Source organism: Mycolicibacter heraklionensis, assembly GCF_001021505.1.
Classification (GTDB): Bacteria; Actinomycetota; Actinomycetes; order Mycobacteriales; family Mycobacteriaceae; genus Mycobacterium; species Mycobacterium heraklionense.
Window position 1 is genome coordinate 1 of the sequence record NZ_LDPO01000015.1, and the last position, 22,429, is coordinate 22,429.

Consider the following 22,429-nt stretch of genomic DNA (forward strand, 5'->3'; position numbering starts at 1 on the left):
GGGCTGGGTGGCGGGGGCGGAGCCGATTTTTTAGGGGTAAGGGGACCCGTGATAGGCTCCCCCGGTTGCTCGGGCGAGTGGCGGAATGGCAGACGCGCTGGCTTCAGGTGCCAGTGTCCTTCGGGACGTGGGGGTTCAAGTCCCCCTTCGCCCACAGTGTGCGGAAAACCCCGGCCGACAGGGCCGGGGTTTTCTGTTTATAGGGGTGCTGGCCGCCCGGACCGATGTGCCTGGTGCCCGCCTCCCAGCGACAAGTCGCTCAGTACGCCGACACGACGTTCTCCCGGGCCCACCGCTTCTCGGCGTCCGAGCCGCCCGGCGGCGGAACCAGCCCATTGATCATCCACAGTTCTTCGCTGGTCTCGTCGACGTGGAATTCCCAGTGCAAGCCGGGGTGCTGGTCGAGCGTTGGGGTAAGGATCCGGTTGATCCATTCGGTGATCCGCCGGCGACCCTCTTTGTCGACGGCGTGACGGGCGATGTGGTCGATGACGACGCGAACCCCGACCGGGGTCGGGTCACCACCGACATAGAAGTCCTCCGGCGCGGTTTCGCGGAAGACGGTCACCACATAGAAGCGCGGCAGCCCGGCACTCTCGTAGTGGTCGGTGATTCGCGACGCCAGCGCGCGCTTCTCCTCGGCATCGAAGATCCCCGGGGTGTGGTGAATTGTCCACAATGGCATGGCAGTTCAGTGGTCCTTGGTTGGCGGGCGTTCAGTGCGACAGAGCAAACGACAGGTTCTCGACCGGGCCGGACAGCGCGGCCTTGACGCCGACAGACACGTCGTCGGCCAGCACTTCCAGGGCGCCGGCGTGCACGCCGACCACCTGCGTGTGCTGCGTTGCCATGGCCCCACCCTCTCCGCCCCTGACTAATGGCTTCGTTAGTAAGAGCGAAGCACGCCTAGCTGGCTAACGCAAGTGTTAGTCACATAAGCTGGCCGACATGGAGTTCGAGCCCCGGTTACGGGACCGCACACAGTGGTCGGCCGGCGATGCGTGTTCGGCGGCCAGGCTGCTCGATGTGCTCAGCACCAAGACGGCATTCCTGGTGGTGCGCGAATGCTTCTACGGCACCAGGCGCTTCGAGGACTTCACCGCGCGCCTGGGCGCCTCCGCGCCGGCGGTCTCCCGGGCGCTCAAGCAACTCGAGTCCGCCGGCATCATCCGCCGGGTGCCCTACCAGGAATCCGGGCAGCGGGTCCGCGACGAGTATCGGCTGACCCCCGCCGGCGAAGACCTGTTGCCGGTCTTTCTGTCCCTGATGCAGTGGGGCGACAAGTACCTCCAGGACGGGGCGCCGCCGCTGAGCTTCGTCGACGCCACCACCCAGCGCCGGGTGGGCGTACGCGTCACCGACGATCTGGACGGACCGATGACTGACTCCGACGACATCGAGATCCGTTGGAACGCACCGCGCCGATCAAGCTGACGAACTCAGCCACCCGCCCGGATCACGGTCTCGGCGAACTCGGCAATCGACTCCGGTGGCGCGAAATCAGCAAACCAGACGTAGAACCGTTGTGCCCCCTGGCTTTCCAGCCGACCGAAATGGTCGACCAGCGCTGTGGCATCACCGCACACCAGGCCCGACCCCAGCCGGCCGAACCGGCGTTGCGCCGTCTCCGAGACCGCCGCCACGTCTTGGTCGCGGCGGGCGAAACCGACCATCTGCTGGACCGAGGCGCGGGCCGACCCGATCGACGGCAACAACTCGGGTAACTGATGGACGTGCGTCGCCGGAAGGTTCCACCAATCGGCGTAGCGGCGAACCAGCTCCAGCATGCGGGGGCCGACGCCGCCGAGCACCAGCGGGATCGGCTGGCTCGGCACCGGAGTCTGCGCCCGCTCCCCCTCGGTGCTCCAATATTCACGCAGCTGCGCCAGCGTGTCCCCCAGCGCATCGACGCGCTGCCGCGGGCCGGCGGTGGTGATGCCGTACTTGACCAATTCGTCGGGCATCGAGCCGGAGCCGAGCCCCAATTCGAAGCGTCCACCAGATGCTTCGGCCAGGGTGGTCGCCTGTTTGGCCAGCACCGCCGGATGCCGGAACCCGTCGCACAGCACCACGTGGCCGACCTTGATCCGTTCGGTGTGGGCGGCCACCCAGGTGGCCACGGTCATCGCCTCCCACAGCGGCGAAGTGGGGTCCATCGGGGTGTCCAGGTGATCGAGGAATGCCACGCCGTCGAAACCGGAGGCCTCTGCCGCGCGGACCCGCGACACCAGGTCGGCGAGGCCGATTCTCGTTTGCGGGAGGTACAAGAACCATTCCGTCATCGCTTGCCCTTCGGTGTCGCAGTCGTCGGCGCCTGTCGCAGCCCCGGCAGCACGTACCGACACAGATGCCGCCGCACGGCCGCCGGGTCGTCGGGGTCCATGTGGTTTCCCGGCACACTTCCGAGACTGATCATCACCCGCGCGACCCATTCGCTGGCCTCGGGCAGGTCGGTGTCGGGATGGATGTCTCCGCTTTCGGCGGCGGCTTCCACGAACGGCAACCAGAACGCCGCGAGGTCGGGCACCAGGCCGCGGACCCCCGCGCCGGCGCAGGCGGTGAACTCCTCGGGCTCCGCCGTGCGCAGCCGCATCAGCAGTGTTCCGGGGTCGTCGTAGGCGCGGCGGCCGATCTGGACGCCGGCCACCAGTTGGTCCTCGAAGCCGGTGAGCGTCGACAGCTCGGCGCGGGTCTGCGCCCAGCTGGTCTCGATGAGCCGGATGATCGCAGCGCCGACCAGCGTGGGCTTGTCCGGGAAGTTCCGGTACAGCCAGGCCCGGGACACCCCGGCTGCCTGGGCGACGTCGATCATCGTCGTCGCCCGAATCCCCTTGTCGGCCAACAGTTTCTCAGTCGCATCGAGAAGCCGGTCGGTTGTCGACGGGGACGTGGGCGACGCTGACGCTGCGTTCACGGCCACCTCCTGGTCGGCAAGCCTAACAAGGAGTAGACACATTCGCCGATGTGTGTACTATTGCCACGCGTCACGTAGACACTTCTGCAAACCTGTCTACCCCAGATCCCGGAGGTTCCCCATGCCCTCACCTCGCACCGCGATCATCGGTGCCGGCATCAGCGGCCTGACCGCCGGAAAGATGTTGAACGACTACGCGATCGACTACACCTGCTTCGAGTCCTCCGACCGGATCGGCGGCAACTGGGCCTTCGGCAACCCGAACGGACATTCCAGCGCCTACCGCTCGTTGCACATCGACACCTCCAAGCACCAGCTGTCGTTCCGCGACTTCCCCATGCCGGACCACTACCCCGACTTCCTGCACCACACGCTGGTCAAGGAGTACCTGGAGTCCTATGCGGCGGCGTTCGACCTCAAACGCCACATCGAGTTCGGCACCGAGGTCGCCCACGCGCAGCGGCTTCCCGGCGGCGGCTGGGAGCTGGAACTGACTGGCGGCGGGCGCCGCCGGTTCGACCTGCTGGTGGTCGCCAACGGACACCACTGGGACCCGCGCCTGCCGGACTTCCCGGGCGAATTCAGCGGCCAGACGTTGCATGCCCACCACTACATCGACCCCAAGACGCCGCTGGACTTCAGCGGCAAGCGGATTCTGGTCGTCGGCCTGGGCAACAGTGCCGCCGACATCGCCGTCGAGCTGTCGTCGAAGGCCCTGGACAACGAGCTGACCCTGTCCACCCGCTCGGGCGCGTGGATCGTGCCGAAGTATCTGGCCGGCAAGCCCGCCGACAAGTACTTCCGCACCAGCCCGTATCTGCCGTTCTCCTGGCAGCGCAAGGTCGCTCAGTGGGCGCAGCCGATCATCGCCGGACGTCCGGAGGATCTCGGGCTGCCCACCCCCAACCACAAGTTCTTCGAGGCGCACCCGACCCAATCGGTGGAACTGCCGCTGCGACTCGGGTCCGGCGACGTCATCCCCAAGCCCAACATCAGCCGGTTCGACGGGGAGACCGTCCATTTCACCGACGGCACCAGCGGCCAGTTCGACGTCATCATTTATGCCACCGGCTACAACATCACCTTCCCGTTCTTCGACCCGGAGTTCATCAGCGCGCCGGACAATCGGATTGACCTGTACAAGCGGATGTTCTATCCGGGCATCGACGACTTGGTGTTCGCCGGCTTCGCCCAAGCCACCCCGACGCTGTTCCCGTTCGTCGAGTCGCAGGCCCGCCTGATCGGCGCCTACGCGGCCGGTCGCTACCGGCTGCCGTCGGTCGCCGAGATGCGCCGGGTGATCGACGCCGACAAGCGCAAGTACACCGGCCACATGCTCGACACCCCGCGCCACACCCAGCAACTCGACTACTTCCTCTACGAACACGACATGCGCACCGCCGAGATCCCGCGCGGCAGCCGACGCGCCGCCGACCTCGGTGCGCCCGGATGGGCCGGTGTGCGCGAGATGGAGGCATCCGCATGAGCGCGACCATTCGATTCGGCAGTGGCGGCGCCACCTGTGTCGGACAGTTCTTCCCCGCCGCGCATGGTGATGACGACAACGGCGCGCCGGTCGTGGTGCTCGGACACGGCCTCGGCGGCACCGTCGACTCCGGCCTCATCCCGTTCGCCGAACGACTCAGCGCAGCCGGCTTCGCCGCCTTCGCCTTCGACTACCGGTATTTCGGTGCATCAGAAGCACAACCGCGCCAACGGATTTCGATGCAAGAACAGATCGACGACTTCCGCGCGGCCTGTGCCACAGCGGCCGAGCAGCCCGGTGTCGATCCTCGCCGCACAGTGGTGTGGGGAGTCTCGCTGGGCGGCGGGCATGTCTTCGAGGTGGCCGCCACCACGCCCGGCGTCGCCGCCGCCATCGCGCTGACCCCACTGGTCAGCGGTCCCGCCGCCGCGGTCGCGGCGCTCCCGCACCATCGCCCGGCAGCGATGCTGCGGTCGACGGCCACGGGTTGGCGCAGCGCGCTGGCCCAACGCTTCGGAGGCCCGCCCGCGACCATTCCCCTGGTGGGCCGCCCCGGGGAGCTGGCCACCCTGACCGCCGACGGCTACCACGCGGCCTACACCGCGATGGCCGGTCCGACCTGGCGCAACGAGATCGACGCCCAGGTCGGTGTCCAGCTCGGCTCCTATCGGCCGGCGGCCAAGCACGCCGAGTCCATCGCCTGCCCGATCCTGGTGCAGATAGCCGATTTCGACCGTGGCGCTCCCCCGCAGGCTGCCGCCAAAGCGGCGTTCGCCGCCCGCGCCGAAGTACGGCACTACCCCTGCGACCACTTCGACGTCTTCGCCGGTGGCGACTGGTTCGATCACGTCGCCGAGCACCAGATCGCCTTTTTGACCCGGCACCTGGCCGACGCGACCGCTACGGTCACGGGTTAGGAGGTCTGATGGCGGAGACCATGCAACAACTGCTCGCCGAACGCGCCGGGCACACCGGTTTGGCGGTGCTCTACAACGACGCCGACGGTCGGCAGACACGCTGGACCTGGCAGGAATACCTCGACCGCGCGGCCCGTCACGGCGCCGCGGTGATCGCCCGCGCCGACGCCAGCCGGCCGATACACGTCGGCGCCCTGCTGGGCAACACCCCCGCGATGCTGACCGCGCTCGCCGCCGCCGGGCTGGGCGGGTACGTCCTCTGCGGGGTCAACGACACCCGCCGCGGCTCGGCGCTCGCCGGGGACCTGCGCACCGCCGACGTGCAGATCCTGCTCGTCGACGCCGAGCACCGCGCACTATTGCAGGGACTGGACCTGCCCGCCGTCACGATCATCGACGTCGATGACCCGGCTTGGGCCGCGGAGTGCGCCGGTGCCCGGGAACTGCAACCGCACCGGCAGGTCGCCCCGCTGGACCCGTTCATGCTGATTTTCACCTCCGGCACCAGTGGTGACCCGAAAGCGGTTCTGGTGAGCCACTTCATGGTGCTGGTCGCCGGGCAGAGCCTCACCGAGCGATTCGCGTTGGGTGCCGACGACGTCGTCTACCTGTCCATGCCGCTGTTCCATTCGAATGCGATCGCAGCCGGCTTCGGCCCCGCGGTGGCCGCCGGTGCGGCCATGGCGCCGGCGAAGTTCTCGGCTTCGCGGTTCTTGGCCGACATCCGCGCCTACGGTGGCACCTATATGAACTACGTCGGTAAGCCGTTCGCCTACCTGCTGGCACATCCCGAGCAGCCCGATGATGCCGACAATCCGCTCCGGGTCGCCTTCGGCAACGAGGCCTCCGAACGCGACATCGGCGAGTTCGCCCGCCGGTTCGGTGTACACGTGGTCGACGCCTTCGGCTCCACCGAGAACGCCGTCACCATCACCCGCGATGAGGGCACCCCGCCCGGCTCGGTGGGACGCGGATTCCCGGGCGTCGCCATCTACAACAGCGACACGAACGCCGAGTGCCCGCCGGCGGTCTTCGACGAGCACGGTGTGCTGACCAACGCCGACGAGGCGATCGGCGAACTGGTCAACACCGCCGGGTCGGGATTCTTCTCGGGCTACTACAACAACGCCCACGCCACCGCCGAGCGGATGCGCGACGGCATGTACTGGTCGGGTGATCTCGCCTACGCCGATGCCGACGGCTGGATCTATCTGGCCGGGCGTACCGCCGACTGGATGCGGGTCGACGGCGAGAACCTGGCGGCGGCGCCGATCGAGCGGATCCTGATGCGCCACCCCGACATCAACCAGGCCGCGGTGTACGCCGTGCCGGACGACGGTAATGTCGGCGACCAGGTGATGGCCGCGCTGGTGCTGCGCGACGACGCGCAGCTGACCGAGGCCGAGTTCGCCGATTTCCTTGCCGCGCAAGAGGACCTCTCCCCCAAGGCCTGGCCGCGTTATGTCCGGGTCACCGCGGAGCTGCCCTCGACGGCCACCAACAAGATCCTCAAACGCGTGCTGGCGGCCGACGGCACCGACGTCGGTGGCGACACGCTGTGGGTGCGTCCCGAACGCGAGCGCACCTACCGAAACACCACGACGATGGGAGCGCGACGATGACGGCTCAGAAACCCGTGGCCCTGATCGTGGGCGGCGCTTCCGGGATCGGGTTGGCCTCCGCGCACGCCCTGGTCGCGCGCGGTGATCACGTGGTGATCGCCGACATCAACGAGGAAGCCGCACGGGCCCGGGCCGCCGAGCTGGGCGATGCGGCCACCGCTGTCGTCGCCGATGTGACCGACGAGGCCAGTGTCGCAGCGGCATTCGCCGTCGCCCGCGAAGCCGGGCCGCTCCGCACGGTCGTCAGTTGCGCCGGCCTGTCGATCATCGGGCCCATCGCCGACATCGAGCTGTCCGGCTGGCAGACCACGATCGACGTCTGCCTCACCGGCACCATGCTGGTGATCAAACATGCGGCCCGCACCCTCGAAGACGGCGGCAGCGTGGTCGCGATCTCCTCCCTCAACGGGCGTCAGCCCGGCACCACGATGGCCGCATACTGCAGCGCCAAGGCCGGGGTGCTGATGCTGGTCCAGGTGGCTGCGTTGGAGCTGGGCGCCCGCGGTATCCGGGTCAACGCGGTCTCTCCCGGCCTGGTCGACACTCCCCTGGTCGCCGGCCTGGCGATGGTGCCCGGGCTCACCGACGAGTACATCGAAAACACCCCGCTCGGGCGCTCCGGCATCCCCGACGACATCGCGCAGACCGTGGAGTTCCTGACCTCGGAACGCGCCGGCTGGATCACCGGATCCACCTTCGACGTCAACGGCGGCGCGCACCTCAAGCGCTACCCCGACGTGCTCGGCAAGGTTCAAGCACTAGCTGAAGGATCGTGACATGCGCAGTGTCGTAATCGATGGGCCCGGATCGATCCGGGTCGACACCCGTCCGGACCCCGAGTTGCCCGGGGCCGACGGCGCCGTCGTCGAGGTGACCGCGACCGCGATCTGCGGCTCCGATCTGCACTTCTACGAAGGCGACTACCCGATCGCCGACCCCGTTCCGCTGGGTCACGAGGCCATCGGCACCGTGGTCGAGGTCGGCTCGCAGGTGCACTCGGTGCGGGTGGGCGACCGGGTGATGGTGTCCTCGGTCGCGGGCTGTGGACACTGCGCCGGGTGCGGCACCCTCGACCCGATCCGGTGCCATTCGGGCCCGCAGATCTTCGGATCGGGCCTGCTGGGCGGCGCACAGTCGGAGCTGCTTGCCGTGCCGGGCGCCGACTTTCAGCTGGCCCGCATTCCCGAGGGGATCGTTGACGCCGAAGCTCTGTTGCTCACCGACAACCTCGCCACCGGATGGGCTGCGGCGCTGCGCGCCGACATCCCGGTCGGCGGCACGGTAGCGGTGATCGGGTTGGGCGCGGTTGGCCTGTGTGCGGCACGCAGTGCGCTGTTCCTCGGCGCGGCAACGGTTCTCGGCGTCGATCCGGTGCGTGCACGTCGGGAACGGGCTGCCCTGATGGGTGTGACCCCGGCGGAGCCGCCGACCACGGCCGCGGCCATGGAGCTCAGCGATGGGCGCGGTGTGGATGCGGTGATCGACGCGGTCGGCTCGGACACCACGATGTCCGACGCGCTGACCGCGATACGGGCCGGTGGAACGGTGTCGGTGGTCGGCGTGCATGACCTGCAACCGTTCCCGTTCCCGGCGTTGCCGGCGCTGCTGCGCAGCGTCACCCTACGGATGACCACCGCGCCCGTGCAACAGACGTGGCCCCAGCTGGTGCCGCTGCTGCAATCCGGGCGGCTGTCGGTGGACGGCATCTTCACCACCGAGATGGCCTTGGACGACGCGGCCGACGCCTATCGTGCGGTGGCGGCCCGGTCCGGAGACGTGGTGAAGGTATTGCTCACGCCGTAATCTCCAAAAGGTTCCGCACGACGAGAGGATCTCAGGTGGCAAAACGGATTGTGGTGTGGGGCACCGGGTTCGTCGGCAAGCTGGTCATCCCCGAGATCGTCAAACACCCGCTGTTCGAACTGGTCGGCGTGGGCGTCAGCGACCCGGCCAAGGTGGGCCGCGACGCCGGTGAGATCTGCGGGATCCCGCCCGTCGGCGTCACCGCCACCGACGACGTAGACGCCCTGATCGCCTTGGCGCCCGACGCGTTGGTGCACTACGGCCCGACCGCCGCGCACGCAGCCGACAACATCGCGCTGATGTCGCGCTTCCTACGTGCCGGCATCGACGTCTGCTCCACCGCGATGACGCCGTGGGTGTGGCCCGGGCTCAAGCTCAATCCGCCGGATCTGCTCAAGCCCATCACCCAAGCCTGCGAGGACGGCGGAGCGTCGTGCTTCACCACCGGTATCGACCCCGGTTTCGCCAACGACCTGTTCCCGATGACGCTGATGGGGGTCTGCGCCGAGGTGCGCAAGGTGCGTGCCTCCGAGCTGCTGGACTACACCAACTACACCGGCGACTACGAGAACGAGATGGGGATCGGCCGCGACCCCGACTTCCAGCCCGTGCTCAAGATCCCCGAGGTGTTGATCTTCGCCTGGGGCGGAACAGTTCCGATGATCGCGCACGCCGCCGGGATCGAGCTCGATGAGATCACCACCACCTGGGACACCTGGGTGACTCCCAACGAACGCACCACCGCCAAGGGGGTGATCGCCCCCGGCCAGGTCGCGGCGGTGCGGTTCACCATCAACGGTATCTACCGGGGCGAAACCCGCATCCAGCTCGAGCACGTGAACCGGATCGGCCGCGACGCCGCACCGGACTGGCCTTCGGGCACCCAGGATGACGTCTACCGCGTCGATATCGAAGGGACGCCCAGTATTTCGCAGGAGACGGCGTTCCACTTCACCGATGGTTCGGGCCGTGACGCGGCCACTGCCGGTTGCCTGGCCACCGGGATGCGCGCGCTCAACGCCGTCCCAGCGGTCAATGATCTCCCGCCGGGCTGGGTCACGGCGCTGGATCTGCCGCTGATCCCGGGAGCGGGCACCATCCGCTGAGCGAGCGGGATCCCTACTCGGTGCGGGGCCGCCGCGGCCGCAGCCGCAGCGGCGGCATCGGCGGGGCCGGTAGCCGTTCCAGGCGGCCCCGATAGCCGATGACCTGGCCGAACTGCTCGTCACCGTCCTGCCAGCGGCGCCGGAACTCGACGATCTCGTCGTGGCTGCGGCCGATGAAGTTCCACCACAGCACCAACTCCTCACCGAACGGCACCCCGCCCAGCACCAGGGCCCGGGCGGGGGAGTCGCCGGTGTTGCGCAGTGGCAGCACCGTGCGACCGGGGCCTTGATAGCCGAGCTCGCCGACGCCCAGGCCCGTGCCGCCCAGGCTGACCGCACCCTGGTCGCAGAGCACACCGTGCTCGAATGCGGGATCGACGTCGAGTGCCAGTTCGGTGCGCGGCTCCAGGTCGAGCTGGGCCCCCAGCAGGGGAGTGAACGACGGGACGGGGGAGCGGTATCCGGCCAGCTCGCCGAGGAAGACCAGCGCCGATGCGCCGGACAGCGAAACAGGCTCGGGCGCAAAATGGTTGAAGTCACGCGCGGTGTGGCGGGCGCTATCGGGCAAGGCCACCCACAGCTGTACGCCGCGCAGCACCGGAGCCGACTCCGGATCAATCGAGACCTCGGAGTGGCAGATGCCCGCCCCGGCGGTCATCAGGTTCAGCTCGCCGGGGTTCACCACCGCGTGCACGCCGCCGCTGTCGCGGTGCTCGACGCGCCCGCTGAACAGCCAGCTCGCCGTCTGTAGCCCGGTGTGCGGGTGCGGGGGCACATCCATGCCGCCGTCGGCGACATCCTGCGGTCCGTAATGGTCGACGAAGCACCAGGCGCCGATCAGCGAGCGGTTCCGCTGCGGCAAGGTGCGGCGGACCCGGATGGCGCGTGCTCCGCCCAGCGGAACGTCGCGGGCGTGCAGTACTTCGATGTGATCAGTTGGCGTTGCTGCGCAAGCGAATTCATTCGAGGTGGCTTCCAGGTTGCTCAACTGTCACCTCCGCGCCGTGCGCCGTGCCGCTACGGTCGATCCTACCGACTCATGCCGGGGTCAGGCCGCTGACCGAGGACCGATCCGCCCGGCGGGCAGGTGAAAAACCGTCGCTGTCACCGGCAGCTGTTCGCGCTCGTGGTTGGTCAGCAACGCCTGATTGTCGGGCAGCTCGCGGGTGTTGATCTCGCCGGCGGCGATCGCGCGCAGCAGCGCGTGGGCCCGGGCGAGTTCGGCCCGCTTGCGGTACTGGCCGCCGGGGAGCTTCACGCCGGCCCACACGCCGTACTCCTCACCCCGTTCCACGGCGAGCGCTGCGCATCGGCGCTGCTGCGCGAGCGGGCAGCGTCGTAGGCACTGCAACCGCGCCTCGGTCGAGGACTGTTCGTAGGCCCGGGCCTTGGCGGCCCCGTCGGCTCCGTCGGCGTCGGGGTAGCCGAACCACAGTTCGGGATTTGCGGAGCAGGGGGGTGCCATCGGAAGGACCTCCTCGAGAACAGATCGGATAACGTAGATAGAAACGTATACGATCGGATACGACGAACGCAACAGAAGTTGATAAAAACATATATGTAAGTAGTGAAGGGTCAGGCTGTGTACTATCCGTCCATGGCCGGGGCGCAACAATGAGCCGCGAAGCGGCGGGCGCGGCCATTCGGGCACTGCGCGAGGCGCGCGACTGGTCGCTGGCCGACCTCGCCGCAGCCACCGGGGTCAGCATCATGGGACTGAGCTACCTCGAGCGCGGCGCCCGGAAGCCCCATAAAGGCACAGTTCAGAAGGTTGAGAACGGGCTCGGTCTGCCGCCGGGCACCTATTCTCGGCTCCTGGTGGCCGACGATCCCGACGCCGAACTGGCTTCGTTGATCTCCGCGGCCGGGCCGCAGACTTCGGCTGCGCGTCCCGCGGGAGCCATCGTCGTCGACCGCCACAGTGACACCGAAGTGCTGGAGGGATACGCCGAGGCGCAGCTCGATGCGCTGCGTTCGGTGATCGCGAGACTGCCGTCGGAAGCATCAGACGAATACGAGACGTATATTCTTTCCGTGATCACGCAGTGCGTGAAGGCGGAGATGCTCGCCGCCAGCTCCTGGCGGGTGGCGGTCAACGCGGGCGCCGATCACGCCGCCCGGCTGATGGCGCACCTGCAGGCCCTCGAGGCCACCCGTATCGACCTGCTGCAGCGGATGCCCGGCAGTCTGACCGCCCGCTTCGATCGGGCCTGCGCGCAGTCGCCGCTGCCCGAACCGGTGATCGCGGCGTTGATCGGCGTCGGGCCAGAGGAGATGTGGGACATCCGCAACCGAGGTGTGATTCCGCCCGGAGCGCTGGCCCGAGTTCGGGCATTCGCCGACGGATCCATGGACGCAACAGATGGTGGCGACGAAGGGGGATAACAGTGAGCAACGGTGAGTTGGAGCTACTGACGCGCGCCAATGAGCTGTTCGCGGGTCATCCACGACCCGTGTCACTGGAGCCCGGGCTCGACCGTTACGTCGAGCTGTTGGAGCGCAACGCCAACACCGACACCGGCGCGGGGCATGACCGGTACCGGGCGGCGGTGCTCGCGCAGCGGGATCTGTTGCTGGCCAACGCACGTACCGATGCGCTCGCCACAACAACGCTGGCCGCCGTGGTCGCCGACCACGCCCGAGCCCGCCAGCAGACCGACGGCGTCGTCTGCGCTGCCCGCGCCGACTCGGCAGTTTCCCCGGATACGCCTTTGGCGCACCGGGAGGCAATGCGCCGGCGGGCAGCCCGACTGCGCGCCCAACATGCGCACGTGGCATCGGCGCACCACCGGGCGCGGGCCCACCGTGCGGGATTGCGGCGGCTGCGTTACCGGACGGCGCGGCGCCGGATGACCGGGCTGGATCGGTTGCGGTTGCCCAACACTCGCGCCGGGATGGCCGTGCGTGCCGCCCTGTCACGGCTCGGCCGACCCTATGTGTGGGGCGCGACCGGGCCCGACCGGTTCGACTGCTCGGGGCTGACCCAGTGGGCGTACCACCAAGCCGGCGTGCCCCTGTCGCGTACCACCTACACCCAGATCTACGAAGGAATCCCGGTGGCACGCTCCCAGATTCGACCCGGCGACCTGGTGTTCCCCAGCACCGGTCATGTTCAGCTGGCAATCGGCGGGAACCGGGTGATCGAAGCCCCGCACGCGGGTGCAACCGTGCAGATCAGCCCCCTGGGCGCGCATGTGGCGATCCGGCGTCCGGTGCCGTGACCGGGCTGTCCCCAGCGGGTGCTCGGGTGAATTGTCGGCCTCGGTGGGCGCCGGTACAGTCACCGGCCATGAAGCGGTCAGCTCCCGAGCGTCGGCCCGGCGCAGCGATGTTGGGCTGAGGAGATGACAACCCGCGACGACGTGCTGGATGCGATCGGCCGCATCGAAAGGGCCGGCGGTGCGGGTGAGGCGACTCGTCTAGCCCAGGCGGCACTGACCCTGCCGTTGCCGCCGTCGGGCTACGACAGCGTGCTGACCCGCCTGCGCTCGGTTTATCCGGTGCCCGGTGATCAACAGCAGGGCCGGGCGGCGCAAGCGATGAAGCTGGCCGAAACGGCTCTGGCGCAGCAACTGTCGAGTGCCGCGGGCTTCGACCGGCAGATCATCGAAGCGCTGCGCCACGCGCACAAGACGACGCTGGAAGGCCGACGACGCCTCGACGAACTCGAGGCAGAGATTGCCGGCGCCGCAGGGGCCTGGGACCTGGACACCGCCGCGGGTGCGCGCGAATTCCAGCGGTTCTTGATCGGCAAACTGGGGCAGATCATCAAGGTGGTCGAAGAGACCAACGACGATGACACCTCCAAGCAGGCGCTCGCCAATGCTTTGACGGGGCTGTATGCCGCTGCGCAATCGGATCGCCGCGACCCGCCGCCCGCCGAGGAGGGCCAGCCCTCGCTGGGCCCGGATCCCGACTCCTACCCGGACGTACTGGTTGATGACGAGCCTGCCGCGGATGCCGCGGATGACACGGAGGTGCCGCAGGGGCTGCCGCAGTTGGCGACGCCGATGTTCCCGGGCCTGGGTGCCGACGGGCCGGGCTTCGGAGCGATGCCGGCTGCCATGCCCGCCGGACTTCCATGGACCGGGCTGACGCCGGGTGCGGGCGGTGACGACTTGCCCGCGGAAGACGATTACCGGCCCGAGGAAGCGGCTACGGCCGACGCGCCCGATGGTGCGGATGCCGATGGAGCTGACGGCGATACGCCGGCGCAGGAACCGGGGGAGCAGGGTCTGGTCACTGTGCGGCTGCCCGACGGCGAAACCACGACTGTGGCCAATCCGCAACTGGGCGCGGCGATGCAGGCCGTCGCCGACGGACAGCCCGTGGTGGAGGCGTTCCGGAGCCAGGGCATCCACGTCCCGCCGCCCGGAACCCCTGTGGTGGCGGCGGTCGACGTGACCAGCCTGCGGCCGGGCGACATCGGCGTGTTCACCGACCGCCATGCCCTTGCTGTCGGCGGCGGCAAGGCGCTACTCGACGGGCAGCTGCATCTTGTCGAGAACCTGCGCGGTCCCGGGTTCCTGGGCTGGCAGCATCCGCCGGCCTTGGCACAGGAGCCCGCACCGGCCTCGGCGCAGGAGCCCGCGCCGGTCGCCACCCGCCCGGCGGCGGCGCTCGGCAGCCTCATGAGCTTGAAAAAGCCGGCTCCAACCGGCATCGTCGATTAGCCAGGAAGGTGGGACATGCCCGAGAAGATCCACGTCAATCAGGACGTTCTGACCAACGCGGCCGGGAACCATCAAGAGACGTCGGACTACCTGTCCACCGTTGCGGCCTCACACGAGGGAATCCAGGCGACCCTGAACTCGCTCGGCCCGATCTACGGCGACTTTCGCCAGGCGGCGGGTTCGTTGCTGGACGCACGCAAGGACTGCTACGACGACCAGTCCAGCGAACATTCGACAGTGTCAGAAAATCTGCACCGCGCGGTGGCAATGTGGAACAAGAATGAAGACGATGCCGCCAGCGCCTTCGGGCACCTCACCGACGGGCGCCGATGACTGAGCCGAACCCGGCATTCGACACGCTCCACCCGAGTGGCGATGTGCTGTTCCGGTCTTGTCGCGGCGGCTATCTGCACAGTGTGGTGCTGACCGAGGCGGTGATGGACACGGACGCGCACCGGCTGGCAGAGGCCATCGTCCTGACCGCGGATGTCTCATTTCTCAAGGCGGCGTTAGAGATCCGAGGTGAGATCGTCACGACCGGGCACGCACCGTCGGCTGCGGTGCCCACCGCTGACGATCTGCGGGTCGCTACTGAGCGGCTTCTGGCCCACCAACTGCACCCCCGGGCGAACCCCGGCCGCTAAAGCACCCATCTTCCAGCGGCGTCAGCATCGGGCGCGATGTCTGGCGGAGGATCAACCACCATGTCGCCAAACAGCTTTCGGGCCCGCTCCAGCAAGGCGAGTACCTCGCTCAACTGCGCTGCACACCCCGTCCCCGGGGACCCGACATCAGCCACGATCTGCACGCTACCGACCGGCCCAAGGGCTGACAATTCACCGCGCACAGTGGCTGTGGACGGTCGCCGAATACCGTGGGCGGCGCAGCCCGGTGAGGGCGAATTCGGACGAGAGCGCCGGGACGGCAACGGTACGCTTGCGCGGTGGCACTCTTCGGTCGGCGGTCGGCGCGCCAGCGTCTCCGGAACGCGGCCCGGGAATCGCTGACGATCCCGGCGTTCAGCGCTCCGGTCGACTGTAGTTCCTGGGTGCTCGGCGGCCTGTGGCCCGCCGAGCTGGCGACGATCACCCCCGAGACGGCCCCGCTTGCCGACTATCTCAACGCTGATCTGCAACGAATCGCGCATTCGGCAAACGAGAAGCTGCACGCCATCAGTCGATCAGACCTGGCCGGTCCGTCGCGTCAGGCTGCGGAGACCCGGGTCATCAACGTTGCCAGGGCTTTCGCCGTCCTCCGGGTGGAGTCGACGGTGCGCCAACTCCACAAGGAGGCCCTGGAGTTCGGCAGGGAGTACATCAGCCTCAGCGCGGCCCCGGCTCCGGTGTTCCCGACCGCCGAGGTCCCGGCCGAACCCGTCGCCGCGCCTCGCCCGGCCGATCCGCCCGAGCAGCCCTCCGAGGTACCTGCCCAGCGAGCTCGTCATCGGCTACCGGAAACCGTCACCGCCGCTGCGCCTGAGGTGGCGCCACTCGATCCGCCACCGGTGGCTGCGCCTCCGGCCGCCGTGCCGCCGCCGGCTCCCGTGCCGGCGCCGGCACCGGAGGTCGTCGATGTCCCCGCGATCCCGGAGGTGCTGGAACCGGAGCGCCCCGCAGAACCGGTCGTCGTCCCGCCGGCCGAGCCAATCGTCCTCCCGCCTGCCGAACCGGTCGTCCTCCTGCCCGCCGAACCGGCCCCCGCAGCCCCGGAACCTCCCGCGGCGGCCCAGCCCGAACCCGTCCCGCCGCTTCCCGTCGCGCCGACGGTCGCCGAATCCGACGAACGGCGACTCCAGCGTCTGCTGGCCTTCGTGGCCCGTCAGGAACCCGGGCTGCGCTGGGCGATCGGCATCTTTGCCGATGGCACCACCCGATTGGTGACCGATATCGCCAACGGATGGATCCCGTCCGGGATCGAGCTGCCGGAGGGGGTGCAGCTGCTGGAGCCGGGCCGCCGGAACGGAACCGCCACCGAGATGCTGGGCGACCCGACGGAGTCGGCTACCTACAGTCCCGGCGACCGGCTCGGCTGGGCGAGTGACTTCGCGGTGACCGAGACCTCGGTCCAGCCCCGCGAGCTGGCGCCCATCGACGATCTCGGCTGGCGGCTCAGCGAGACCACCCACTGGCGGGAAGGACTGCCGCGGATGGCCAACACCCTGGTGAAGGCGGGCGCCGCCGGTACCGGGGTGGTCGACGCCGAAATCGACTTACTGCGTGTGCATCTGGACACCATGCGTTACCAGCTGTTGGCGCAGTATCCCGAGTCCGACACCGCCTTGGTGCTGAACTGCATGCTGTTGGCCGCCACCGAAGGCATCGCGACCGGCGACATGGTCTCGGCCAACTACCACTACAGCTGGTTTCGGACGCTCAGCGCACCGCCCGCCAGCCAGTGGGATTAGCAGACTTAACGGGTGTCGATGAATTGACGCTGTTCATACCGGCTGGACATACTTAGCCAATGTCGGGGGCGGAGAGCCGCGCGGAACTCAGCGACAAGGACCTCGTTGAGTCCGTTTTGCGGGATCTGCGTGAGGCGGCCGAGAAATGGGAAGCGCTGGTCGCCGAGGCCGAGAACACCACCTACAGCGTCGATCTCGGCGACATCCGTGCCGTGGCCAACTCCGACGGCCGGCTGCTCGAGCTGACGCTGCACCCGTGTGTGGTCAGCGATTACACCCACAGCGAACTGGCGGATCGGCTCAATCTCGTCTTCACCGCACTGCGTGAGGAAGCCCAGGCCGATTTCGAGGCGCGGTACGGCGCCAGCCCGGTCTGACAGCGGCCCGGTCTACCAGTTCAGGGCGGCCATCTCGCGTTTGGTGTCGCACACGGCGCGCACAGCCGAGTCGATGTCGGCGGCGGTGATGGTCTTCAGGTCGTCGATCGTCACCGGCTGCCCGGCACGCTTTTGGGCGGCCACCCGCGTATCGCGGGCCAGTTCGGCCTCCTCGATCACGTTGCGGGCGAACCGGCCGTTGTGCATGACGTTGATGCCGTGCTCTCCGCGCGGGCTGACGTAGCCACGGATAGTGGTCACCATCTCCAGGAACCGTTGGCGTGCTTCGGCATTCAGTTCGGTCGCGCGACTGGATCCGTAACGCTCACCGATCTCGACGATCTCCTCGGGCGAGTACGACTCGAACCGGATCTTGCGGTTGAACCGGCTGGCCAGACCGGGGTTTACGGTCAGAAATTCGTCGACCTGGTCTTCGTAGCCGGCCGCGATGAAACAGAAGTCGAAGCGATGCTTCTCCAGCGCGATCAGCAGCTGGTTGACGGCCTCCATGCCGATCATGTCCGGCGTCCCGTCCTGGTGGCGCTCCACCAGCGAATAGAACTCGTCCATGAAAAGAATTCCACCCAAAGCCTTTTCGATGAGCTCGTTGGTCTTGGGCCCAGACGATCCGATGTGCTCGCCGCAGAAGTCGGAGCGGCGCACCTCGATGATCTCCGGGTTGCGCACGATCCCCATGCCGGCGTAAATCTTGCCCAGCGCCTCGGCCGTGGTGGTTTTGCCGGTGCCGGGCGGGCCCACCAGCAGCATGTGGTTGGTCTGGCCCTCCACGGGCAGGCCGTGTTCGAGCCGCATGGCACGGATTTCGAGCTGGTCCTCCAAGGCCTTGACCGCGCGTTTGACCTCCGCGAGGCCGACCTGCTTCTCCAGCTCGGCGCGACCCTGCTCCAGCAGCTCAGCACGGCGGTCCAGCGCGTTGTCCTCATCGAGTTCCGCGCGGCTCTTCGCCGAGCCGGCGTCCCAGCGGTCGCTGCGGCTGTCGATGATCTGTTCCTCGGTAACCACCAGGCGCAGGTTCGGTTCGGCCAGCGCGGCCTTGGCCGGTTCGGTCAGCACACCGTTGATAGCCGCCTTGGACAACCAGACCTGGGCCTTGTCCTCCTCGCCGAGCTGGCGGTGCACCATGCCACGCAGGTAGGCGAGATCCGCAGCCAGCAAGGGGATCTCGCTGGGGTTGATCGACGCGGTCAGCACACCGGCCGGGAATCGCTCCGAGGAGCGGGTCTGCCCGCTGATGTCGACGCGGTCCAGCCAGTCCAGCGCCACCCGGCCCTGGCCCAGATGTGCGGCCGCATAGCCGGCCAGGGCGCACACCGACGCGGTGACCGCCGGCATGACGATCGCCCGCTCGGGCAGTTCCTCGGCCGCTATGGTCAGCAGGTCCGGCCACCGCTGCGTGACGAACATCAGGTAGGCGCGGCCGAGCTGGTGCCACTGATGGTTGATCCAACTGTCCAGCAGGGATTTGTCGGCCAGCAGGGCGTCGGCACGCTCGTATTCACCGGCCACGGTGAGCGCCGACGCCAGCGCCAAACCCACGTGCGAGGCGTCGGTCACCGTGATCGACAGGTACGGTCCGAGCGGAATCTGGGCGGCCAGGTGCCGGCCCAGTCGGGTGGTCTCCTTGTGCAGCCAGTCGCTGTTGGCATACAGACGCTTGAGGGTGTCCAGCTCGGTTTCACCGCAGGCGATGCGGCCCAGCCAGGCATCGGCCATCGAGGGATCGGCCTCGGTTGCCGCGACGAAGTCGGCCAACGCTTCGGGGGAGCCGTAGCGCCCGTCCATGCTCACCATGGCCCGGTCGAAGTGTCGACGGGCCGCCAGCAAGTCACTCAATGTCTGTCGTCCTCTGTCGCGCGTCCAGGTTCTCTTCGCTGACGACCGATGCGGTGCGGTGTCATCGCGATGACATCGGGGCCAGCGCCTCCGGGCTGCAGTACCGGTTTTCCGCCCGGAACAACTCCACCGTAGCCAGCCACGATTTGCCGCCGGCCGCAACCCGTACCGCGGTCCGGTCGATCTGCTCGATACTCACCTCGACGGCGTCCGGGGGCGGGGGCGGTGTCCCCGGCGGCGCCACCGTGATGACGGTGGCCGGCCGCGGTGACGGCGCGATCGGCCCGTCCACCACGCTCACGGTGGTGCGCGGGGTCGGCCTCGACTCGCCGACCACGGTCACCTCGGGCATTCGGACGCTGGCCCAGCGGGCCTTGTCGCGGGTGTGCACACAGACCCGTTCCCCGGCGCCGGCCGCCCGGATGACGATGCGCTTGGCGATCAGGTCCTCGGCGGCGATGAACACGCGGCTCAACTCGCCCGAGTCGGTCAGCGGCACCATCAGCCGGTCGCCGTTGGCCAGCTTGCCGATCAGGACGCCCGACGGTCCGATCTCGATGGGCAGGCTGGCCGGCAGCCGGCCCGGCCGCAGACCGCGCAGCTGCGGTCGGGGTGCGCACATATTGGCCTCGACCGCCGCGGCCTGCTCCCCGTTGAGCCGGCGTAGCACCACCGCCGGGGGAGTGGGGGCGGGCTGCGGTGTCTGCAGCGTGACGGTGGCCGTACACGTCCCGTCTGGAAACACCGTGACGTTCTGGATCACCTCATCGACCGGCAGAGTCCACGCCTGAGCCAGCAGTTGGGCACTGATCTGGCGGGCCGGATAGGCGTAGGTCGTCACCCAGCCGCCCTCGGTGCGCAGCGTCTTCCAGCGCTCGGCGCCTGGCAGCAGGGAACCACCGCCGAGGCGCCGGTCCAGTTCCACCAGGTCGCTGGCGGTGGCCACCCGGGCCCGCAGGCCCTCACAGCGCAGCAGGCCCGCGATCCGTTGCGCGACGCCGACCGCGGTGGCGCCCAGCGTGGTGCGCCAGCGCAGCGCCGCGGTGTTGTCGATGACCCGCAATCTCAGCAGCAGCCAGGTTTCCCGTTGGCCGGCGTAGGGCGGGGTGCCGATCTCGGTGTCGTAGACCCGCGGATAGTCGCCGGTGGTGGCGCGGCGCGCTCCGATGCTGATCACGCTCATCGACTCCAGTACCAGCCCGAGCGCGTGCCGCAGCATCGGCACCAGGTCGGCGACGTCCACGACGTTGTCGGTCTCCACGTTCACCGACCCGGTGGCCACGGTGGCGGCATGCGCCCGGCCCAACAGGTGGACCGCCACCACCGCCACACCGTCCTGGATGCGAACACCGCCGCCGGCGCGGTTGTTGGCCACCGTGATCGGCTCGCTCCAGGCGGCTCTCGCCGCCTTCGAGGGGCGCCGCAACCACAGCAGTGCCCACGACCAGGCCGGCTGGCCCCACCACGGCACCAGCACCACCAGCACCGCCAGCAGGACGGCCACCGTGACGCCGATCAGCCCGCCCAGCGCCCATCCCGCCAGACCGGACAGCGCGATCGTCGCCGCGGAGAGCAACCGCCGGTTGCTCGACGGCGTGAACCCGGTCAGCCGGACCCGGTTCTGGCTCACTTGGTGGCCCTCCGGATCCGCGCGGTGATCGCGGCGGCCAGGACGGTCGCGGCGATCACGCCGAGGAATCCCAGGGCGACGGTGCGGGCTCGATGGTCCGGCGGCGGTGGCGGTGGCGGCGGGGTGATCACCCGCTGCTGCGACCCCGGTGCCAGCGGGTCGCCCGCCGGCACGTTGAACGTCAGCGCCGCCACCGGGTCGACCAATCCGTAGCCCACCCGGTTGTCCACTCCGGCAGGCGGATTGTGTGCGGTCTGCATGATCCGGTTGATGACCTGATGCGCGGTGAGCTGGGGGTATTTCGCCCGGACCAGGGCAGCTACGCCGCTGACGTAGGCGGCGGAGAAGCTGGTGCCCCAGAACGGCATGTTCTTCTCGCCGACCCGGACCGGCGGGTAGGCGTTGACCGGGACACCGCCCTGGGGAGACAGACCCATCACGTGGGTGGCCGGCGCGGCCACTCCCACCCAGGGTCCGGCCATGCTTTTGTCGATCGGCGCGCCGGTGGCGTCCACGCCGCCGACGGACAAGACGTAGTCGGAGAACCACGACGGGCTTGAGATCACCTTGACCTGGTGCCAGTCCCGCGGGTCGCTCGGGTTCAGCGGGTCGAACATCGGGTTGTCGGCGCAGCCCGCCTCGCCGACATTGCCGGCGGCCGCCACGATCACCGCGTCCTTGACCGTCGCCGCGTACCACAGGGCCGCTCCCAGCACCTGTTGGTCCAGTCCGGCCGCCACCTGAACACAGGAGGTCACCGAGATGTTGATGACCTTGGCGCCCATGTCGGCGGCGTGGACGACGGCCTTGGCCAGGGTGGCCAGCGTGCCGGCCTTCACGCGCTCGTCGTCGTAGCCGAACCGTTGCGGGTTGACCGGCTCGAATGCCCGGGATGATTGGCGGATCGAGATGACGGTGGCGTGCGGCGCCACCCCGACGACACCGTCGGGGGCGCCGGGCGGGGGCGGAGGAACGGCCGGCTCGTCCTCGGTCTGCGGATCAGCCGGCCCCGAGGCCGGCGCCACGGCACCCTCCTCCGGCGGGGGAGGCGGCGGAGGCGGGGGCGGCGCCACCTGGGTGATGGTCACCGGAGCCGGGATCGGCGGCGGTGCCGGCGGGCCGGGGATATCAGCCGGCGGCAACGGCGCGCCGATGCTCGGCGGCGGACCGGCCGGCGGCGGGAACGCGGGAACCTCCGGCATCGGGCGGGGCATCGGCAGTATGCCGAGCGGGGCCGCGGCGATGATCGACGCGGCGATGGTGCCGTGCGCGTCGCAGTCCTGCAGACCGCCCAGACCCTCAGCGCCGCCCATGATGTAGTCGCCGCCGGCGATCGCCGGTAGCCGCGGGTTCGGTGTGACGCCGGTGTCGATGACGGCTACCGGGACACCGTTGCCGGTGGAGTACTGCCATGCCGCGGCGATCCCCAGCATGTCGAATCCGGGTGCCAGCTGGGCCACGTCTGGGTTGCTGACCGTGATCGGCACACTGCAGGAGTTCGAGCGGCGCATCGGCTGGTCCGGGCCGGGTGCCCCGTCGGCCGGCACCAGGGCCGGATCGACGGACGGCGGCTCGATCGCCTGCGCCGTCGGGGGCCCGCTCGACAGACTCACCAACAGCATCACCGCGGCGACCGCGGATCC

The 22,429-nt window shown here is 68.9% G+C and carries 23 protein-coding genes and 1 tRNA gene; 15 read left to right on the forward strand and 9 right to left on the reverse strand.

What is annotated here, in order from left to right; all coding sequences use genetic code 11:
* The first annotated feature begins 71 nt into the window (after positions 1-71).
* A tRNA-Leu gene (locus ABW16_RS16520) sits at positions 72-154 on the forward strand.
* Positions 155-259: 105 nt separating this feature from the next.
* Here the strand turns inward: ABW16_RS16520 and ABW16_RS16525 are convergent.
* Complete coding sequence (locus ABW16_RS16525) at positions 260-685, reverse strand: tautomerase family protein (RefSeq protein WP_047320290.1); 426 nt, start codon at positions 683-685, stop codon at positions 260-262.
* 31 nt (positions 686-716) lie between these two features.
* Entirely contained in the window at positions 717-851 is a 135-nt protein-coding gene (locus ABW16_RS27810; RefSeq protein WP_268768043.1) for a hypothetical protein, read from the reverse strand.
* 97 nt (positions 852-948) lie between these two features.
* Here ABW16_RS27810 and ABW16_RS16530 point away from each other — a divergent pair, with 97 nt between their 5' ends.
* Complete coding sequence (locus ABW16_RS16530; RefSeq protein ID WP_047320291.1) at positions 949-1,434, forward strand: winged helix-turn-helix transcriptional regulator; 486 nt, start codon at positions 949-951, stop codon at positions 1,432-1,434.
* A 5-nt stretch (positions 1,435-1,439) separates the two neighbouring features.
* Here ABW16_RS16530 and ABW16_RS16535 read toward each other — a convergent pair whose 3' ends face one another.
* Positions 1,440-2,282 (reverse strand): LLM class flavin-dependent oxidoreductase, encoded by an 843-nt coding sequence (locus ABW16_RS16535; RefSeq protein ID WP_047320292.1) that lies wholly within the window; start codon positions 2,280-2,282, stop codon positions 1,440-1,442.
* A complete protein-coding gene (locus tag ABW16_RS16540; protein ID WP_233424798.1) occupies positions 2,279-2,914 on the reverse strand; it encodes a TetR/AcrR family transcriptional regulator in 636 nt (211 codons plus the stop codon). Before ABW16_RS16540 ends, ABW16_RS16535 begins: the two co-directional genes overlap by 4 nt.
* 121 nt (positions 2,915-3,035) lie before the next feature.
* Here ABW16_RS16540 and ABW16_RS16545 point away from each other — a divergent pair, with 121 nt between their 5' ends.
* The 6 genes from ABW16_RS16545 to ABW16_RS16570 are packed head-to-tail and all read left to right on the forward strand — an operon-like array spanning position 3,036 to position 9,848.
* Positions 3,036-4,400 (forward strand): flavin-containing monooxygenase, encoded by a 1,365-nt coding sequence (locus ABW16_RS16545; protein ID WP_047320294.1) that lies wholly within the window; start codon positions 3,036-3,038, stop codon positions 4,398-4,400.
* Positions 4,397-5,317 carry an alpha/beta hydrolase gene (locus tag ABW16_RS16550; RefSeq protein WP_047320295.1) on the forward strand — a complete coding sequence of 307 codons (921 nt, stop codon included), beginning with the start codon at positions 4,397-4,399 and terminating at the stop codon, positions 5,315-5,317. Before ABW16_RS16545 ends, ABW16_RS16550 begins: the two co-directional genes overlap by 4 nt.
* Before the next feature lie 8 nt (positions 5,318-5,325).
* Entirely contained in the window at positions 5,326-6,939 is a 1,614-nt protein-coding gene (gene fadD1 / locus ABW16_RS16555) for a fatty-acid--CoA ligase FadD1 (protein ID WP_047320296.1), read from the forward strand.
* A complete protein-coding gene (locus ABW16_RS16560) occupies positions 6,936-7,715 on the forward strand; it encodes an SDR family NAD(P)-dependent oxidoreductase (protein WP_200900678.1) in 780 nt (259 codons plus the stop codon). Before fadD1 ends, ABW16_RS16560 begins: the two co-directional genes overlap by 4 nt.
* Position 7,716: 1 nt before the next feature.
* Positions 7,717-8,742, forward strand: a complete 1,026-nt coding sequence (locus ABW16_RS16565; protein ID WP_047320297.1) for an alcohol dehydrogenase catalytic domain-containing protein — start codon at positions 7,717-7,719, stop codon at positions 8,740-8,742.
* Positions 8,743-8,777: 35 nt separating this feature from the next.
* On the forward strand, positions 8,778-9,848 hold the full coding sequence (locus ABW16_RS16570; RefSeq protein ID WP_082134162.1) for an NAD(P)H-dependent amine dehydrogenase family protein: 1,071 nt from the start codon (positions 8,778-8,780) through the stop codon (positions 9,846-9,848).
* A 13-nt stretch (positions 9,849-9,861) separates the two neighbouring features.
* Here the strand turns inward: ABW16_RS16570 and ABW16_RS16575 are convergent, their stop codons facing one another.
* On the reverse strand, positions 9,862-10,836 hold the full coding sequence (locus tag ABW16_RS16575; protein WP_047320298.1) for a pirin family protein: 975 nt from the start codon (positions 10,834-10,836) through the stop codon (positions 9,862-9,864).
* 60 nt (positions 10,837-10,896) lie between these two features.
* Complete coding sequence (locus tag ABW16_RS16580; protein WP_047320299.1) at positions 10,897-11,313, reverse strand: WhiB family transcriptional regulator; 417 nt, start codon at positions 11,311-11,313, stop codon at positions 10,897-10,899.
* Between the two features lie 149 nt (positions 11,314-11,462).
* On the opposite strand from ABW16_RS16580, the gene ABW16_RS16585 reads away from it, so the two are divergent.
* The 7 genes from ABW16_RS16585 (at position 11,463) to ABW16_RS16615 (ending at position 17,302) form a co-directional block, all read left to right on the forward strand.
* Positions 11,463-12,233, forward strand: a complete 771-nt coding sequence (locus ABW16_RS16585; RefSeq protein WP_047320300.1) for a helix-turn-helix domain-containing protein — start codon at positions 11,463-11,465, stop codon at positions 12,231-12,233.
* A gap of 2 nt (positions 12,234-12,235) precedes the next feature.
* Complete coding sequence (locus ABW16_RS16590; RefSeq protein ID WP_047320301.1) at positions 12,236-13,069, forward strand: C40 family peptidase; 834 nt, start codon at positions 12,236-12,238, stop codon at positions 13,067-13,069.
* 123 nt (positions 13,070-13,192) lie between these two features.
* A complete protein-coding gene (locus tag ABW16_RS16595; RefSeq protein ID WP_052956948.1) occupies positions 13,193-14,521 on the forward strand; it encodes a DUF4226 domain-containing protein in 1,329 nt (442 codons plus the stop codon).
* 15 nt (positions 14,522-14,536) lie between these two features.
* On the forward strand, positions 14,537-14,854 hold the full coding sequence (locus tag ABW16_RS16600; RefSeq protein ID WP_047320302.1) for a type VII secretion target: 318 nt from the start codon (positions 14,537-14,539) through the stop codon (positions 14,852-14,854).
* A complete protein-coding gene (locus tag ABW16_RS16605) occupies positions 14,851-15,165 on the forward strand; it encodes a DUF2694 family protein (protein WP_047320303.1) in 315 nt (104 codons plus the stop codon). Before ABW16_RS16600 ends, ABW16_RS16605 begins: the two co-directional genes overlap by 4 nt.
* Positions 15,166-15,464: 299 nt before the next feature.
* Positions 15,465-16,925 (forward strand): DUF5631 domain-containing protein, encoded by a 1,461-nt coding sequence (locus ABW16_RS16610; protein WP_047320304.1) that lies wholly within the window; start codon positions 15,465-15,467, stop codon positions 16,923-16,925.
* Between the two features lie 59 nt (positions 16,926-16,984).
* Positions 16,985-17,302: a DUF2710 family protein gene (locus tag ABW16_RS16615; RefSeq protein ID WP_047320305.1), complete on the forward strand. Its 318-nt coding sequence runs from the start codon at positions 16,985-16,987 to the stop codon at positions 17,300-17,302.
* Between the two features lie 12 nt (positions 17,303-17,314).
* Here ABW16_RS16615 and eccA read toward each other — a convergent pair whose 3' ends face one another.
* The 3 genes from eccA to mycP all read right to left on the reverse strand — a co-directional run bounded on the left by eccA (position 17,315) and on the right by mycP (position 22,408).
* The gene (gene eccA, locus ABW16_RS16620; RefSeq protein ID WP_047320306.1) at positions 17,315-19,114 is read right to left on the reverse strand and encodes a type VII secretion AAA-ATPase EccA; all 1,800 of its coding nucleotides are present in this window, start codon (positions 19,112-19,114) and stop codon (positions 17,315-17,317) included.
* A 103-nt stretch (positions 19,115-19,217) separates the two neighbouring features.
* A complete protein-coding gene (gene eccE / locus ABW16_RS16625) occupies positions 19,218-20,786 on the reverse strand; it encodes a type VII secretion protein EccE (RefSeq protein WP_082134163.1) in 1,569 nt (522 codons plus the stop codon).
* Positions 20,783-22,408 carry a type VII secretion-associated serine protease mycosin gene (gene mycP / locus ABW16_RS16630; protein WP_047320391.1) on the reverse strand — a complete coding sequence of 542 codons (1,626 nt, stop codon included), beginning with the start codon at positions 22,406-22,408 and terminating at the stop codon, positions 20,783-20,785. Before mycP ends, eccE begins: the two co-directional genes overlap by 4 nt.
* Positions 22,409-22,429 lie beyond the last annotated feature (21 nt).